Here is a 14,618-nt window from a genome sequence, read left to right on the forward strand (position 1 = left end):
AAGGAACGGGAGAGCGGGGGAGCGGGAGAGCGGGGGAGCGGCCTACTCGGGCTGGATGCCGGCGGCCTTGATCACCTGGCCCCACTTCTGGGTCTCGGCGGCCTGGAAGGCGGCCAGTTCCTGCGGTGTGGCCGTCCAGCCCTGGGAGCCGGACATGTCGAAGAAGGACTTGGCGCCCGCGCTGTGCACGGCGTCGGACAGAAGGCGGTTCAGGCGGGCCACCACGGCCTCGGGCGTGCCGGCCGGCGCATAGGCGGCGAACCAGTAGCCCATGTCATAGCCCTTGACGCCGGCTTCCTCCAGCGTGGGCACCTCGGGCAGCTGCGGGCTGCGCTGGGTGGTGGAGTAGCCCAGGGCGCGCAGCTTGCCCGACTTGACCTGGGGCACGCCGGTGGAGGTGTCGGTGATCATCAGGTCGATCTGGCCGCCCAGCAGGTCGGTGATGGCCAGCGGATTGCTCTTGTAGGGCACGTGCATCAGGTCCACGCCGGCCAGCTGCTTGAGCATTTCACCGGCCACGCGGCTGGAGGAGCTGCCGCTGCCGAACGACAGCTTGCCCGGCTGCTTCTTCGCCGCCGCCAGCAGATCGCCCACGTTTCTGTACGGCGCATCGGCGCGCACCACCAGCACCTGGCCGCCCTTGCCCAGCCCGGCCACGGGCGCGAAGTCCTTGACCGCGTCATAGGGCAGCTTCTTGTACAGATGCTGGTTGGCCGCGTGCGTGGTGTTGGTGGTGATCAGCACCGTGTAGCCATCGGCCGCCGAGCGCGCCACCTGCTGGGCCGCGATCATGCCGCTGGCGCCGCCCTTGTTCTCGACCACCACGGCCTGCTTGGTCGCCGTGGTCACGGCCTGGCCCAGCGCCCGTGCCAGCTGGTCGGTGGCGCTGCCGGCCGCAAACGGCACGACGAAGGTGATGGGCTTGGACGGATAGTCCTGTGCCAGGGCCGGTGCGGCGGCGGCTGCCAGCGCGCAGGCGGCCAGCGCGAGCACATGGCGGCGGGGGAAGGTGTGCGAAAAGTGCATGTCTGTCTCCTTTGTTGTGATGAATGTGTGACGGGCGGGTGCTGCCGGCTACTCCGGCGCCAGGTGGGGCAGCAGCGAAGCCGGTATGTGGACCTGCATCTGCAGCAGCCAGTACGACAGGGCCTTGCCGTGGCTGTCGAGGTTGAGCGCATCGTTGACGCCGCCGTCCAGCACCGCGTCCAGCACCCAGTTCATGGCCTGCAGGCGCTCCAGCACGAAGCGCTGCACGCGCGCCGGGCGCCGGGCGGCGAAGTGCGCGGCCACGCGCTCTTCGGTGATCTGCTCCACCAGCACGGGCCAGCAGGCGGCATTCCAGGCGATGAGGCTGATGTTGGAGCGGTTGCCCTTGTCCCCCGTGCGCCCGTGCGCCAGGCGGTACAGCGGCACGGTGACGGGCATCGTGGTCTGCAGTGTGTTCATGCGGCGTGCTCCCCGGCTTCTTTCTCGACCCCTTTATCGATCTCTCCCTCGGCCCACTTCCACCCGGTGGCGATGCTCTGCTGCGCCAGCAGGCAGGACACCGTGCCCAGCCGCGCGCGCAGCGCCGTGCGCACGCCGCCGCCGCCGGCCGGCCCGCAGGTGTACAGCGCATTGACCTCGCGCGGCAGGCGCCGCGCCTGGGCCTGCGTGGGGCGCAGCCAGGCGGCGCGCAGGCGCACGTCCTGGGGGGCGGCTGCGCCGGCCGGCTGCGCGTCGCGCCAGCGGCCGGCGTCGTCGCCCAGCACGCTGGCCACGCCGATCCAGTCCAGGCGCAGGTCGCCGGCGGCCTCGCCGCCCAGGCGCTCGCGCAGCACCTCGCCAGCCAGCCGGGCGCGCTCCAGGGCGCGCGGGCCGGCATAGGAGATCTCGCCCTCGGCCAGCCAGCCCGAGGCATGGCAGACATTGACCTTGTAGTGGCCGTTGTGCGCATGGCCGCGCACGCCGCTCAGGCGCACGGCGTCAGGCCCCACCTGGTGCACCTCGGCCTCGGACAGGTCGGCCACCACGTCGGGCGTCAGGTAGGCGGCCGGGTCGTGCACCTCGTACAGCAGCTGTTCCTTGACCGTGCGTTCGCTGACCAGGCCGCCCGTGCCTTCGGGCTTGGTGATGGTGCAGTCGCCCGAGGGCTCGATGATGGCGATGGGATAGCCCAGCCGCGCCAGGCCCTGCACGTCCTTGAAGCCCGGGTCGGCAAAGTAGCCGCCCGTGACCTGGGCGCCGCATTCCAGCAGGTGGCCGGCCATGGTGGCGCGCGCCAGGCGGTCCCAGTCGTCCCAGGCCCAGCCGAAATGCGCCATGGCCGGCCCCAGGGTCAGCGAGGGGTCGGACACGCGGCCGGCTACCACGATCTCGGCGCCGGCCTGCAGGGCCTCGGCAATCGCGCGCGCGCCGATGTAGGCGTTGGCACTGACCAGCGAATCCTCGGGAAACTCCGCGCCCAGCGCAGCCCGCAGCGCCTCGCGGTACGCCGGGCCGCTCACGTCGTCGCCATGCACGACGGCGATGCGCGGCACGCGCAGGCCCAGGCGCTGCGCCAGCCGCTGGATGCAGCGCGCCGCGCCTTCGGGATTCGCCGCACCGAAGTTGCTGACGATACGTATGCCATGCGCCAGGCAGTCGGCCAGCACGGGCTCCAGCAGGTCCTCCAGCAGGGGTTCGTAGCCCGCGTCGGGCTGCTCGCGCCGCGCGAGCTGGGCCAGCGCCAGCGTGCGCTCGGCCAGGGTCTCGAAGATCAGGCAGGCGCTCTGGCCGCTGGCCGCCAGGGCGCGCACCACGGGCGCGGCGGCATCGGTGCGGTCGCCCGAGAAGCCGGCTGCGCAGCCCACCCACAGCGGGGGCCTGTCCGGGGCAAGAGAGGGTTCCAGGTTGTCCATGAGAGCCAATGTAGGCAGCCGCTGCTAATCTGTGAAATCGATTATTCGGATCAACTCATCCAAAAACCAGATGAATATCTCCTCCCGCCAGCTCGATGCCTTCATCGCCCTGGCCCAGCTCAGCAGCTTCACCCTGGCCGCGCAGCGCTGCCATCTGTCGCAGCCGGCCTTCAGTGCCCTGATCAAGGGGCTTGAAGACGGCGTGGGCGTGCGCCTGTTCGACCGCAGCACGCGCCATGTGGCGCTGACGCAGGAGGGGGCGCAGTTCCTCGATGCCGCGCAGCGCATACGCGCCGACCTGGGCGATGCCGTGCACGGCCTGCGCGAGGCGGCGGCGCTGCAGCGCGGGCGCGTGTCCATCGCCCTGCTGCCTTCGCTGGCGGCGGCCTGGCTGCCGCCCGTGCTGGCGCTGTTCCATGCGCGCCATCCGGGCATACAGCTGCAGGTGTCGGACCTGCTGTCCGAATCGTGCATCGCCCAGGTGGCCTCGGGCCAGGCCGACCTGGCGCTGGCCGCCATCCGCGCCGACACCGAGGAGCTGCAGGCCGAATGGTTCTGCGCCGACCGGCTGCACCTGGTCTGCCGCGCCGACCATGCGCTGGCGGCCCTGCCCGCGCCGGCCATGGCCGACCTGCGGGACCAGCCCTTCATCCAGCTCGCCCGCCACAGCAGCGTGCGCCAGTACCTGGAATCGCAGGAGCAGGCCCCGCCCCTCAACACCTTGCTGGAGGTGGAGCACCTGGCCACCGTGATGGGCATGGTGCGCGCGGGCCTGGGCATCAGCGTGGTGCCGGCCCTGGCGCTGTTCCACTTCGTGCAGCCTGGCCTGGTGACGCGCCCGCTGGCCGATGCCGACCGCCGGCGCGACCTGTACCTGGTGCGCAGGCGCCAGCGCAGCCTGTCGCCGGCCGCCCAGGCCTTCCACGCGCTGGCGCTGGAGCATCGGCCCGGTGCGGGCGAGACCACCTGATACGGGGCAGCACGAACCTCGCAGCACAATAGCCCGATCGCCAACCGCCTCCGAAAGCCGCCACCGTGGGTGAATTCGACCTGATCCGCCGCTTCTTCCAGCGCCCCGTGCACCGCGCCGCCCTGGGCGTGGGCGATGACTGCGCCCTGCTCGCCCCGGCGCCGGGCATGCAGCTGGCCGTCTCCAGCGACATGCTGGTCGAGGGCCGGCATTTCTTCGCCGACGTGGACCCGCGCCTGCTGGGCCACAAATCCCTGGCCGTGAACCTGTCCGACCTGGCGGCCTGCGGCGCGCGCCCGCTGGCCTTCACCCTGGCCCTGTCCCTGCCGCGCGCCGATGCGGCCTGGACCGAGGCGTTTGCGGCCGGCCTGCTGGCCCTGGCCGACGCCCACGGCTGCGAGCTGGTCGGCGGCGACACCACCCAGGGACCCTTGAACATCTGCATCACCGTCTTCGGCGAAGTGCCGCCCGGCCAGGCCCTGCTGCGCAGCGGCGCGCGCGCGGGCGACGACATCTGGGTCAGCGGCAGCCTGGGCGATGCCCGCCTGGCGCTGGAAGCCCTGCTGGGCCACACCACCCTGCCACCCGGCACGCTGGCCGCCGCGCGCCAGCGCCTGGAAGCGCCCACGCCGCGCGTGGCCCTGGGCCAGGCGCTGCGCGGCATTGCCAGCAGCGCGCTGGATGTGAGCGACGGCCTGCTGGGCGACCTGGGCCACATCCTGGAGCAATCCCGCGTGGGCGCCAGCCTGGACACGCGCCTGATCACGCCGCTGCTCGATGCCGGCAGGCACACGCCCCTGGCCATCGACCTGCTGCACCAGTGCACCCTGTCCGGCGGCGACGACTACGAGCTGTGCTTCACGGCCCCGGCCGACCGGCGCGATGCCGTGCAGTCCGCAGGCCGCGACAGCGCCACGCGCGTCACGCGCATCGGCTGCATCGAGGAGCAGCCCGGCCTGCGGCTGATCGGCCCGGACGGTGCGGCCATGGCGCCCCGATGGGCCTCATTCGACCACTTCGCTGCGGCCTGACGCCGCGCCAAACCACTTTCATCCGAGAAGGACTGCCCATGGTTCAACGCTCCGCCCTGCCCGCCCTCTCTGCCCTGGCAGCCGCCTGCTTCCTGCTGGCAGGCACCCCGGTCCAGGCCCAGGCACAAGCCCAGGAAGCCACCATCGCCCGCGCCCCCATCGCGCGCGTCACCCTGTATGCGGGCGTGGCCTCGGTGGAGCGCACGGCGCGCATCACGGCCGCCACGCGCCAGCTGGTGTTCGAGTGCCTGCCCGGCTCCATCGACCCGCAGAGCCTGCAGGTCAGCGCCGATGCCGGCGTGCGCCTGGGCGACTACAAGCTGCAGACGCAGCCGCGCGAACTGGCCTCCAAGGCCTGCGCCAGCCCGCTGGAGCAGCAGATCCGCACGCTGGAAGACCAGCTGGCCGCGCTGGAGGCCGACGAGTCCGCCGCCAAGCTCGTGGATGACTACCTGCAGGGCCTGGCCAAGCCCGGCGATGACGCCAAATCCCCCGCCCTGCCCGCCGCCAGCCAGCTGGGCGCCGCCACCGAGGCGCTACGCAGCACCAGCCGTGGCAACACGCTGCGCGCCCACCAGATCCTGCGGCAAAAGCAGGCGCTGCAGGAGCAGCTCAGGCCGCTGCAGCTCGAACGCGACCGCACGGGCGCAGGCAACGCCCAGGTGATGAAGGTCACCGTGCAACTGGCCAGCCCGGCCGATGCCAATGTGCAGCTCACCTACCAGGTGCGCGGCCCGAGCTGGCAGCCCACCTACCGCGCCCAGCTGGACCCGGCCAAGGGCACGGTGGCCATCGAACGCCTGGCCCTGGTGGCCCAGAACAGCGGCGAGGACTGGAGCCAGGTGCAGCTGCTGCTATCCACCGGCCAGCCTTCGCGCAGCACGCAGGCACGCCTGCCCAATCCCTGGACGCTGGATGTGGAACGGCCCCGCCCCGTGGCCGCCATGGCCCCTGCGCCAGCGCCGGCCCCGGCGGCCCCTGCGATGATGCTGGAGCGCGCCCGCAAGCCCGGGGCGGCCGGCGAGGCCGCCGAACTGCCGGTGCTCGATGTCGCCAGCCTCAACACCGCCTACGCCACGCAGTTCTCCGTGCCCTACCGCATCAGCGTGCCCTCCAGCAGCGAGCGCGTGACCCTGGCCCTGGGCTCGCAGAACCTGCCGGCCACCCTGCTCACGCGCACGGCGCCCGCCGTGGAAGAGGCCGCCTACCTGGTGGCCCAGCTGGCCGTGCCGGCCGGTGTCTGGCCCGCAGGCCCCGTGGCCCTGTTCCGCGATGGCGCCTTCGCCGGCCAGGGCCGGCTGGACTTCGGCAACGCCGCAGCGCTGGCCCAGGGCCTGTCCTTCGGCCGCGATGACAAGGTGGTGGTGCGCAACCTGCCCGTGGACTCGGCCACGGGCAGCGGCGGCCTGCTCAGCAGCAGCACCGAACGCCAGGTCACGCGGCGCTTCCAGGTGGACAACCGCCATGACCGCGCCATCGAGCTGCAGGTGGTGGACGCCGCACCCGTCTCGCGCAACGAGCAGATCCGCGTGCAGTCCCAATACAACCCGCAGCCGGCCACCACGCGCTGGAACGACCGCAACGGCATGATCGCCTGGCAGCAGCCGCTGGCCGCTGGCGCCAGCGCCAGCTTCGAGGCCCGCCACCAGATCCGCCATCCGCAGGATCTGGCGGTCGAAGAGCGTCAGTGAAGCACCAGGGCCGCGCTTATGATCTCGCCCCATGAGTGACGCGCCGCTGCGGCCGGAGGTTTCCGGCGATCCTGCTACCCCCACCTTTGCCTCTGCGGCGCGCCCACCGGAAGGCCCGCCGCAGGGCGGCATGGCACGCCCCACGCTGGAATTCATGATGTCCCACCCGGCCCACTTCATCGCCATGGGGCTGGGCTCAGGGCTGGGGCGCATCGCGCCCGGCACCGTGGGCACGCTGTGGGCCTGGCTGTCCTTCCTGCTGCTGCAGCACTGGTTCACGCCCCAGCAGATCGGCCTGCTGATCGCGGGCAGCATTCCCCTGGGCTGGTGGGCCTGCACAGTCACGGCGCGCCACATGCGCGTGGCCGACCCGGGCAACCTGGTCTGGGACGAGATCGTGGCCTTCTGGCTGGTGCTGTGGCTGGTCATGCCCACGGGCTTCTGGGGCCAGCTCATCGCCTTTGCGCTGTTTCGCTTCTTCGACGCCGCCAAGCCCCAGCCCGTCAAATGGGCCGACCGGTGCTTCAAGGGCTTCGGCTGGCGCGGCGGCTGGGGGATCATGTTCGATGATCTGGTGGCCGCCTTCTGCACGCTGCTGGTCATCGCCCTGTGGCGCCATTTCATCGGCTGAAGGAGCTGGCATGAGCGCATCCAACGAACTCGTCGAAACCCTGGCAGGCCTGCTGCTGCAGCGCGGCTGGATGCTGGCCACGGCCGAGAGCTGCACGGGCGGCATGATCGCTGCGGCCTGCACGGACCGCGCCGGCTCCAGCGAATGGTTCGAGCGCGGCCTTGTCAGCTACTCCAACGCGGCCAAGCACGACCTGCTGGGCGTGCCCGAGGCGCTGATCGCCGAACACGGCGCAGTGAGCGAGCCCGTGGCGCGCGCCATGGCCGAAGGCGCCATCGCCCACTCACGCGCGCAGTGCAGCGTGGCCGTGACAGGCGTGGCCGGGCCGGGCGGCGGCAGCGCCGCCAAGCCCGTGGGCACGGTCTGGTTCGGCTGGAACGTATACGGCACCACGCACAGCGAATGCCTGCGCTTTGACGGCGACCGCGCCGCCGTGCGCCAGGCCACCGTGGCACACGCCTTGCAGCGCCTCAATGCGCTGATCAGCGCAAGGCTTTTATGAGCCTGTGCGCGATCTCCTGCAGCGGTGCAGGCAGGGCGCGGTAGCTTTCCAGCAGGCGCTGCTCGTCCACGGGCAGCGGCGCGTTGTCGTCTTCAAGCCCCGCCGTCAGCTCCAGCGCCGTGGTCTGCAGCGCCAGGGCCACGCGGGCCAGGGTGTCGTTCTTGAGGGTGCGGATGGCCCCCGATTCGATCTGCGACACGGCCGAGGCCGTGATGCCCGCCGCCTCGGCCAGCCGGCCCTGGGTCATGCCCAGTTCGGCGCGGCGGGCGCGTATGCGTTCACCGATATGTCTCATGGCCCGTGCATCCAAAGCCTGTGGCGCGGGCGCTCAGGCGCCGTGGCACTTCTTGAACTTCTTGCCGCTGCCGCAGGGGCAGGGGTCGTTGCGGCCCGGCTGCTCGCCCTTGACGATGGTTTCCTGGCGCGGGCCCATGCTCTTCCAGATCTGGCGCAGGTCGTACAGCGCCCAGATGGCCTCGCCGAACTGCTCCACGCGCTCCTGGCTGGTGCTGGCGGGGCCGTCCTCGTCGTACATGCAGACTTCGGGCTTGCCGGTGTCGTCCTCGGTCAGGGCCACGACGGCGTTGAGCGCCTCGTTGAGCCAGCCGGCGGCTTCCTTGTCGCGCGGGGCGGCCCATTCCTCGGCCCAGTTCTCGACCACGAACATGAAGCCCAGCGCCCAGATCTGGCCGAACGAAGGAATCTCGCCGTCATCGGGACGCTCTTCCTCGGGCAGCGACAGGATGGCGCCGCGCATGTCCATGGCCTCGGGCTGGAAGGTGCGGTCGTCTTCCAGCGTCTTCACATCGGCGTCCAGCTGGGTGCGGATCTCGTCCATGCGCAGGCCCACCAGCTCCAGAAAGCGCGCCTGCTGCGCCGCGTCCTTGAACACTTCCATCAGCGGCAGCGGCTGGCCCTCGGCCGCCTCCAGCGTGCCGCCGTCGCCCAGCAGCATGGGCAGCCACTCGGCGGCCGGCACCTCGCGGCGCGTGCAGATCAGCGCCGTCAGGAAACCGTCGCAGAACTCCCATTGCGGAATCTCCTCGCCGCGCGTGCGCAGCTCGTCGAGCAGATCGTCAAGCTCCTCCAGCGCCTCGGGCGTCAGGGCAGGCTCGTCGGGCAGGGCGGTGGCTTCGTGGGCGTCGTTGGACATGGCGGAAATCTCTAGGGAAAACAGGGAGAAGGAACCGGCCACGGCCAGCCCCTCGAATGAATGGCCCGCAGTGTAGCCGCGCCGCCATGTCCGTGGCGCCCGGTCGGAACTGGCGCCCACGGGGCCCTATCGCCCCACATGGCCCACATGGCCCACCCGCTACCCGGCTCCCTGCCAGGCCGGGAGCATGGAAAGCCCCACCCATTCCCCGACCCGGCTCATCGTCAAATTCTGCAAAGCGCCGCTGGCGCCGCCAAAGACTGCCACCAGTGCCCATGTCTGCTCGTCGAAACCGCAGGTCGTGCAGCAGGCCATCTGGGGCAGGCACAGCGCCTCGGACTGGTCCTGGGCCAGCAGGCTGACGAATTCCTGCGCGGTCACGGTCTCCGGATCCAGGCCCATGGGCCAGGACCCCTTCCAGCGCTGCGCATCCAGGGTCACGCTGTGCACGCCCCATGTCGGAGCGCCTGGCATGTCGCCCCAGGCCAGGCGTTGAAGGACCAGGCCCAGCCCCGTCTCCGCCCATGTCACCGGGTAAGGCGGGGCGTGATCGATCTTCAGCAGCTGCGCATCGCTCAATCCCGCCTGGCGCAGGGCCAGGCGCAGGTAATCCTGCCGGCTGTGCCGCCCCAACGTGCGCAACACGGCATCCATCAACGGGGCGATGGGCTGTGGATTCATGGTGCCGTCCATTCAGAACTCATCAAAACGACGCATATAGGCATCGCATGCCAGTTGCCATGCATGCTCATCATTGGAGCCAGAAGGCGGCGGTCCGATGAAGTTGTTGAGCCGGGATTTGGCACGAATCGGTTTGAGCAGGCGCGCCGCCTCGCCAAAGGCGGGCAGTGTCAGTCCCTGCTCCATATCCCCCAGCCCAGGAAAGTCTCCTGCACGGATTCCCAGGCAGTTGCCTACATCACCGGCCGAAAGATACTGGCTGGCCTCGATCTGCTTGCGCACCGCTTCCCGCCCGCCCAGTTTTTCCAGCAAGGCATCGCTGACAAAACTGAGCCAGTTGATGCTGTACATGGCGTTGTTGAAGTCATGGCTCTGCAAGGCGTGGCCACCCAATGCATTCAAGCCTGGAAACCGCTGAAGATAGGGATATAGCACTTGCTGGCCCTTGCCAACAGGTCCGATATTTCGTTCTTCCACTGCAGGCATGACACCCCATCCGGCAATGGCCCAGAAGGGCTGCATCAACTCCACTAGCTGGGTGGTAATTTTTCCCACATTGCGCTCAGGCGGTTGATCAAGAATCCACCTGACAGGAAGTGCCATGCGAATGAAAGACATGGCAGGGCCTATGCCAGGTGATTGATAGCGATCCTTCATCCAAAGCCCTTCGTCGTTGTTGATACAGCAGTAGAGACGAAAGTCTTGCGCATTTTTTTCCCACACTTCAGGGGGCTTAGGCCTACCCGAGGCCATATAAAATATCAGAGCATAACCTTTTGGGTTATCAAAGCTCTTCTGTTTCTTTGCAGCCAACTTTCTTTGTGCTATCGCGCTGGTCAGCATGGCTGGCATTCCGTCATACCAATAAACCAGCCGTTCCTTCCCTACGGCCTCACAAAAAAGATCAACCACTTTCCATGCACGTTCACGCACAGCCAAGGAATCCCCCTCATGGAACACCATTTCAATGGTCCAGCCGGCTCTTGCACAAACATCACCGAACTGATTGCACAGTACCAGCGCCTTGAGAATATCCATCGTCGCCACGGTGGCAGCATCCGCCTTCTCATTACCGCAAGGCCAATTGAAATCATTTTTCGCAGCCATCTTGATCTTCTCCATTACTTCAAAACACCAGAAATCAGAACAAATCAAACCGGCTCATATAGGCATCGCATGCCAGCAGCCATGCATGTTCATCATTGGAGCCAGAAGGCGGTGGTCCGATGAAGTTGTTGAGCCGGGATTTGGCACGAATCGGCTTGAGCAGGCGCGCCGCCTCGCCAAAGGCGGGCAGTGTCAGTCCCTGCTCCATATCCCCCAGCCCCGGAAAGTCTCCGGCCCGAATCCCCAGGCAGTTGCCCACATCCCCGGCGGAAAGGTATTGGCTGGCCTGCACCTGCTTTCGCACGGCCTCCCGCCCACCCAGTTTCTCCAGCAATGCATCGCTGACAAAACTCAGCCAGTTGATGCTGTACATGGCTTTGTTGAAGTCATGATCGAACAATGCAAGACTTCCTATGGCATTCAATCCTGGGAACCGCTTCAGATAGGGATATAGCACTTGCTGGCCCTTGCCATCGGGTCCAATATTGCGTTCTTCCACTGCAGGAATGACACCCCAGCCGGCAATAGCCCAGAAGGGTTGCATCAACTCCACCACCTGGGTAGTGATCCGGCCGACGTTGTGCTCAGGTGGCTGGTCAAGAATCCACCATGCTGGAAATGCTATGCGAATGAAAGACATGGCAGGACCTATGCCAGGTGAGGTAGAGCGATCATCTAGCCATGTGTATTCTTCGTTGGCAATACGACAGTAAAGACGAAAGTCTTGTGCATTGTTTTCCCATACTTCAGGTGGATTTGGTTTACCCGAAGCCATGTGGAAGATCAGTGCGTAACCTTTAGGGTTGTCCAAGCTTTTCTGTTTCTTGGCGGCCAGCTTTCTTTGTGCGATCGCGCTGGTCAGCATGGCTGGCATTCCGTCGTACCAATAAACCAATTTTTCTTTCCCCACAGCCTCACAAAAAAGATCGACCACTTTCCATGCGCGCTCACGCACGGCCAATGAATCCCCATCATGGAACACCATCTCGATCGTCCAGCCTGCTCTTGCACAAATACGCCCAAATTGATTCTTCAATACCAGCGCCTTGATAATATCCATCGTCGCCACAGTGGCCTTCTGCAGCTCTTTGGTACTCAAAGGTTTGTTGAAGTCTTTTGCCATATCCATCCTCCATATTTCGCCGCATCTAAACCATCGCTTCAAAAGGCCAATCCGAGGACTCTTGCGAGTGCGCTCCCCACCGCACCTACACCTCTAAGTGCCCGCCCCAGCGCAGACGCACCGGCCGCAGCCCCGACCGCCGCCGCCGTATCCTCATTCACCCGCTCTGACAAAGAGATGGCCTTTTCCCTATTGGCCTGCCATCGCGCTGCCTGATTCAACACACCTTCGTTTTCCTTTTCGCCATTACTGTCGCAAGCACAGCTTTCGGCGTCCAAGGCTTCTTTGAGAAACTTATTTTTAAAAATATATTCGTAGGCATCAATCTGACTCATGCCGTCTGGCCCTTCAACATTGGAATACCCATCCCCGGGAAACTTCATCTCATAGACCCGCTGCACGTTGTCCAGCACAGGCGGAAGGCGCGGGTTCTTCACCACGACCACATCCGGAATGCGCGAGCCCGCAGGCCGGCTGCGCGTGGGGCGCACGGGCTCGTTGCGCGACATGACGGGGGCCTTGTTCAGGTACGGCACTTCCTGCTTGTAGTAGCCCCGGTAGCCTTCAAACCCGTCGGCCTGCATGACCACGCCGGCCACGCAGCGCTGGCCCAGGCCGCCGGTCATGCAGCAGCAAAACAGCTCGCACAGCGCCCTGCGGTCCAGTTCGTTGTCGAAGTCCCGGGTGCCGCATACCTTGTTGAAGCCCACAAGCACGACGGCCTTGCACAGGTCCCTGGACCGCTTCAGGCGATTGAGGGCGATGAAGGCGGGGACCAGTTGTTCGCAGCTCATGCGCCAGGCCCGCCGAGGGGCGAGGACGATTCGCCAGCAGGCGTGCGCCGCCGCACCACGTCCCAGATGCCCATCGGCAGTTCAAGCATCATCAACTGGATGCGTCCGTCAGGCGGCAGGTCGGTGCGCGAGAGAAACTTGCGCACGGCGGGAAATTCGTCGAAGCGCTCGCCAAACTGGTGGCGCAAGGCCAGGAAGCCGATGACATCGTCCGGCGTCGACAGGCCCCAGCCCACCGCGCGGTCAAGGCCTCGCCGGGTATGGGCCAGCAGCCTGTCATGCGGCCAATCCTGCTCGCTGAGATGGCAGGTCTGCCGCACGATGGCGGCAATCCCTTCTTCGCTGGGCACGAGGTTGCGGCGCAGCGTGCGCTGCATTTCCAGGGTTGAAATTTCCATCATGGCGAAGACACCTCCCATTGCCTGTTGTCCAGGCGCGCCAGGCCTGTGACGTGGTCCAGAAACTTGCGTTGCGCCATGCCGACCCAGATCCCCTCGGGATGCGGTGCCAGGCAGGCGAGGATGCTGTGGCCGCGGAACCAGTCCCCCAGATGCGCCGGGTCGAACTGCGCCAGCAGGCGAGGCAGCACGCGCGGGTCGTAAAAGCGCAGCCACAGCCGCTGGCCGCCGTCTCCCCTGGCCTGCAGAAACCGCTTGAGATGGCGCTTGAGCGCAGGGGCCGGCAACCGGCTGATCAGGAAAATGCCCCAGTGCGCCTGCCAGCCTTCATGCGGCCAGCGCTGGAACAGCGGGCTGCCTGCATGCACCCGCATGAGATAGGGCGCGTAGCGCGCATAGCGGGCGGCGGGCATGCCGTCATACAGGCAGGTGATGCCGGACTGCGGCGGCTCGGCCAGGATGGCGTCATGCAGGTGCTCATCCGCCGCCGCGTCCACGATGGCGTAGAGCAGGCCGTCATAGGTCGCCGCCACCTTTTCGAGCACGGCCTGGCGTGCCATCTGGAGTTCGTCCGGCGTGCCGGGGCCTGGGGGGATCAAGGTGGACATGGCGATTCAGTCCTCCATGGCCGACACGAAGGCGGCCCCCGATTGCGCGGCTTCGGCCAGGCACCGGCCCGCATTCGCACCGATCCAGACGGTGGTGCAGCCCGAGACGACCACGCCGCCGTGCACGGTCCTGTCCCCCATGCGGGCTGCGGGCCTGCCGCCGATCAGTACCGTGGCTTCGCCTTCGGCAATGGCGTCGGGCGGCGAACGGGGGCACAGCGCCTGGTCCGTGACCCTGGCCGCCGGCATGCCGCCGATGAGCACATCGGCCTGGCCGGAGAGAATGGCCCCGCCCCCGTGGGCGGGACAGGCATGCATGTCGCCCACTCTTGCTGCAGGTTGTCCCATGCGAGTGTCCCGGGTTCAGCAGTTGATCTTCACCAGCGGCGACTTGATCTCGACCATGGCCGGAGAGATCTCGATGGAGCTCGCCCCCGATTGCAGCCGGATGCTTCGGGTGCCGGTGACGATGACCTGTTGCCCATCGACCGTCAGCGTGGTGCCCGCCGCCAGGGCCAGCTGTCCGCCCGCATCGACCAGGCTGTTGGCGCCCACCCGCAGCGCGTGGTCGTTGCCGACGTTGACCGCCTGGTCCTGCCCTACCTCGGTGCTGTCGTTGTTCTGGATGGTGCTGCTGCGGTTGTTGCCCACGATGAGGCCTTCATCGTTTCCAACCTGCGCGCTGCGGTTGCGCCCCACGGTCCGGCTCCAGTCCATCCCCACGCTGTCGCTTCGCAGGACACCCACGTTGCTCATCAGCACCGCGCCTACGTTGAGGTTGTAGGCACACCCCACGGTGACCATCTTGAACAGGCCCGTGCCCTGGGTGTAGCCGATGCCCACGGTTTCGGATTTCATGCGCCCCGTGGCCAGGGTCCAGTTGCGGCCGATGCTGTCGCGTCCATTGGCATCCACGGTTTTCGTGCGGTTCTTGCAGATGCGGATGCTTTCATCCAGGTCCACCGTGCGCGTGCGGTTCTGGTGGACGGTGAGGGTCTCGTCCAGGTCCACCACCTCCGTGCGCCAGCCGTGGACATCGATCTTCTCGTT

Annotated in this window: 18 protein-coding genes; 5 read left to right on the top strand and 13 right to left on the bottom strand. The window is 67.2% G+C overall.

The window, feature by feature from the left end; all coding sequences use genetic code 11:
* Window positions 1-42: 42 nt before the first annotated feature.
* The 3 genes from DTS01S_RS27720 to DTS01S_RS27730 are packed head-to-tail and all read right to left on the bottom strand — an operon-like array spanning window position 43 to window position 2,879.
* Window positions 43-1,026, bottom strand: a complete 984-nt coding sequence (locus DTS01S_RS27720; protein WP_061289855.1) for a Bug family tripartite tricarboxylate transporter substrate binding protein — start codon at window positions 1,024-1,026, stop codon at window positions 43-45.
* Window positions 1,027-1,074: 48 nt separating this feature from the next.
* Entirely contained in the window at window positions 1,075-1,446 is a 372-nt protein-coding gene (locus tag DTS01S_RS27725; RefSeq protein WP_061289859.1) for an AtuA-related protein, read from the bottom strand.
* Window positions 1,443-2,879, bottom strand: a complete 1,437-nt coding sequence (locus tag DTS01S_RS27730) for an acyclic terpene utilization AtuA family protein (RefSeq protein ID WP_061289861.1) — start codon at window positions 2,877-2,879, stop codon at window positions 1,443-1,445. Before DTS01S_RS27730 ends, DTS01S_RS27725 begins: the two co-directional genes overlap by 4 nt.
* A gap of 70 nt (window positions 2,880-2,949) precedes the next feature.
* Here DTS01S_RS27730 and DTS01S_RS27735 point away from each other — a divergent pair, with 70 nt between their 5' ends.
* The 5 genes from DTS01S_RS27735 (at window position 2,950) to DTS01S_RS27755 (ending at window position 7,704) form a co-directional block, all read left to right on the top strand.
* Window positions 2,950-3,849, top strand: a complete 900-nt coding sequence (locus DTS01S_RS27735) for a LysR family transcriptional regulator (RefSeq protein ID WP_047219821.1) — start codon at window positions 2,950-2,952, stop codon at window positions 3,847-3,849.
* A gap of 65 nt (window positions 3,850-3,914) precedes the next feature.
* Window positions 3,915-4,880 (top strand): thiamine-phosphate kinase, encoded by a 966-nt coding sequence (gene thiL, locus DTS01S_RS27740; protein WP_061289864.1) that lies wholly within the window; start codon window positions 3,915-3,917, stop codon window positions 4,878-4,880.
* 38 nt (window positions 4,881-4,918) lie between these two features.
* Window positions 4,919-6,571 (top strand): DUF4139 domain-containing protein, encoded by a 1,653-nt coding sequence (locus tag DTS01S_RS27745; protein ID WP_061289867.1) that lies wholly within the window; start codon window positions 4,919-4,921, stop codon window positions 6,569-6,571.
* 130 nt (window positions 6,572-6,701) lie between these two features.
* Complete coding sequence (locus DTS01S_RS27750) at window positions 6,702-7,202, top strand: phosphatidylglycerophosphatase A family protein (RefSeq protein ID WP_012202641.1); 501 nt, start codon at window positions 6,702-6,704, stop codon at window positions 7,200-7,202.
* 10 nt (window positions 7,203-7,212) lie between these two features.
* Entirely contained in the window at window positions 7,213-7,704 is a 492-nt protein-coding gene (locus DTS01S_RS27755) for a CinA family protein (protein ID WP_061289870.1), read from the top strand.
* On the opposite strand, the gene DTS01S_RS27760 is transcribed toward DTS01S_RS27755, so the two are convergent.
* From DTS01S_RS27760 to DTS01S_RS30980, 10 genes are all read right to left on the bottom strand, one after another.
* Window positions 7,685-7,999 (bottom strand): helix-turn-helix domain-containing protein, encoded by a 315-nt coding sequence (locus DTS01S_RS27760; protein WP_012202639.1) that lies wholly within the window; start codon window positions 7,997-7,999, stop codon window positions 7,685-7,687. The two genes, DTS01S_RS27755 and DTS01S_RS27760, sit on opposite strands and share 20 nt — an antisense overlap.
* Window positions 8,000-8,032: 33 nt before the next feature.
* Window positions 8,033-8,857, bottom strand: a complete 825-nt coding sequence (locus DTS01S_RS27765; RefSeq protein WP_016450524.1) for a YecA/YgfB family protein — start codon at window positions 8,855-8,857, stop codon at window positions 8,033-8,035.
* A 159-nt stretch (window positions 8,858-9,016) separates the two neighbouring features.
* Entirely contained in the window at window positions 9,017-9,538 is a 522-nt protein-coding gene (locus DTS01S_RS27770; RefSeq protein ID WP_239009546.1) for a hypothetical protein, read from the bottom strand.
* A gap of 12 nt (window positions 9,539-9,550) precedes the next feature.
* Window positions 9,551-10,660, bottom strand: a complete 1,110-nt coding sequence (locus tag DTS01S_RS27775) for a type VI immunity family protein (protein WP_043790809.1) — start codon at window positions 10,658-10,660, stop codon at window positions 9,551-9,553.
* Between the two features lie 19 nt (window positions 10,661-10,679).
* Entirely contained in the window at window positions 10,680-11,768 is a 1,089-nt protein-coding gene (locus DTS01S_RS27780; protein ID WP_046240577.1) for a type VI immunity family protein, read from the bottom strand.
* Window positions 11,769-11,806: 38 nt separating this feature from the next.
* Complete coding sequence (locus tag DTS01S_RS27785; RefSeq protein WP_043790812.1) at window positions 11,807-12,562, bottom strand: hypothetical protein; 756 nt, start codon at window positions 12,560-12,562, stop codon at window positions 11,807-11,809.
* The gene (locus DTS01S_RS27790) at window positions 12,559-12,939 is read right to left on the bottom strand and encodes a hypothetical protein (RefSeq protein ID WP_227469546.1); all 381 of its coding nucleotides are present in this window, start codon (window positions 12,937-12,939) and stop codon (window positions 12,559-12,561) included. The genes DTS01S_RS27785 and DTS01S_RS27790 overlap by 4 nt, the downstream gene beginning before the upstream one ends.
* Before the next feature lie 20 nt (window positions 12,940-12,959).
* Window positions 12,960-13,568: a DUF4123 domain-containing protein gene (locus DTS01S_RS27795; RefSeq protein WP_017405334.1), complete on the bottom strand. Its 609-nt coding sequence runs from the start codon at window positions 13,566-13,568 to the stop codon at window positions 12,960-12,962.
* A 6-nt stretch (window positions 13,569-13,574) separates the two neighbouring features.
* Window positions 13,575-13,886 (bottom strand): PAAR domain-containing protein, encoded by a 312-nt coding sequence (locus DTS01S_RS27800; RefSeq protein ID WP_016453939.1) that lies wholly within the window; start codon window positions 13,884-13,886, stop codon window positions 13,575-13,577.
* A 45-nt stretch (window positions 13,887-13,931) separates the two neighbouring features.
* The coding region (locus DTS01S_RS30980) for a bacteriophage T4 gp5 trimerisation domain-containing protein (protein ID WP_407065217.1) at window positions 13,932-14,618 on the bottom strand (687 nt) is incomplete at its 5' end.

Source organism: Delftia tsuruhatensis NBRC 16741 (assembly GCF_001571325.1).
Classification (GTDB): domain Bacteria; phylum Pseudomonadota; class Gammaproteobacteria; order Burkholderiales; family Burkholderiaceae_C; genus Comamonas; species Comamonas tsuruhatensis.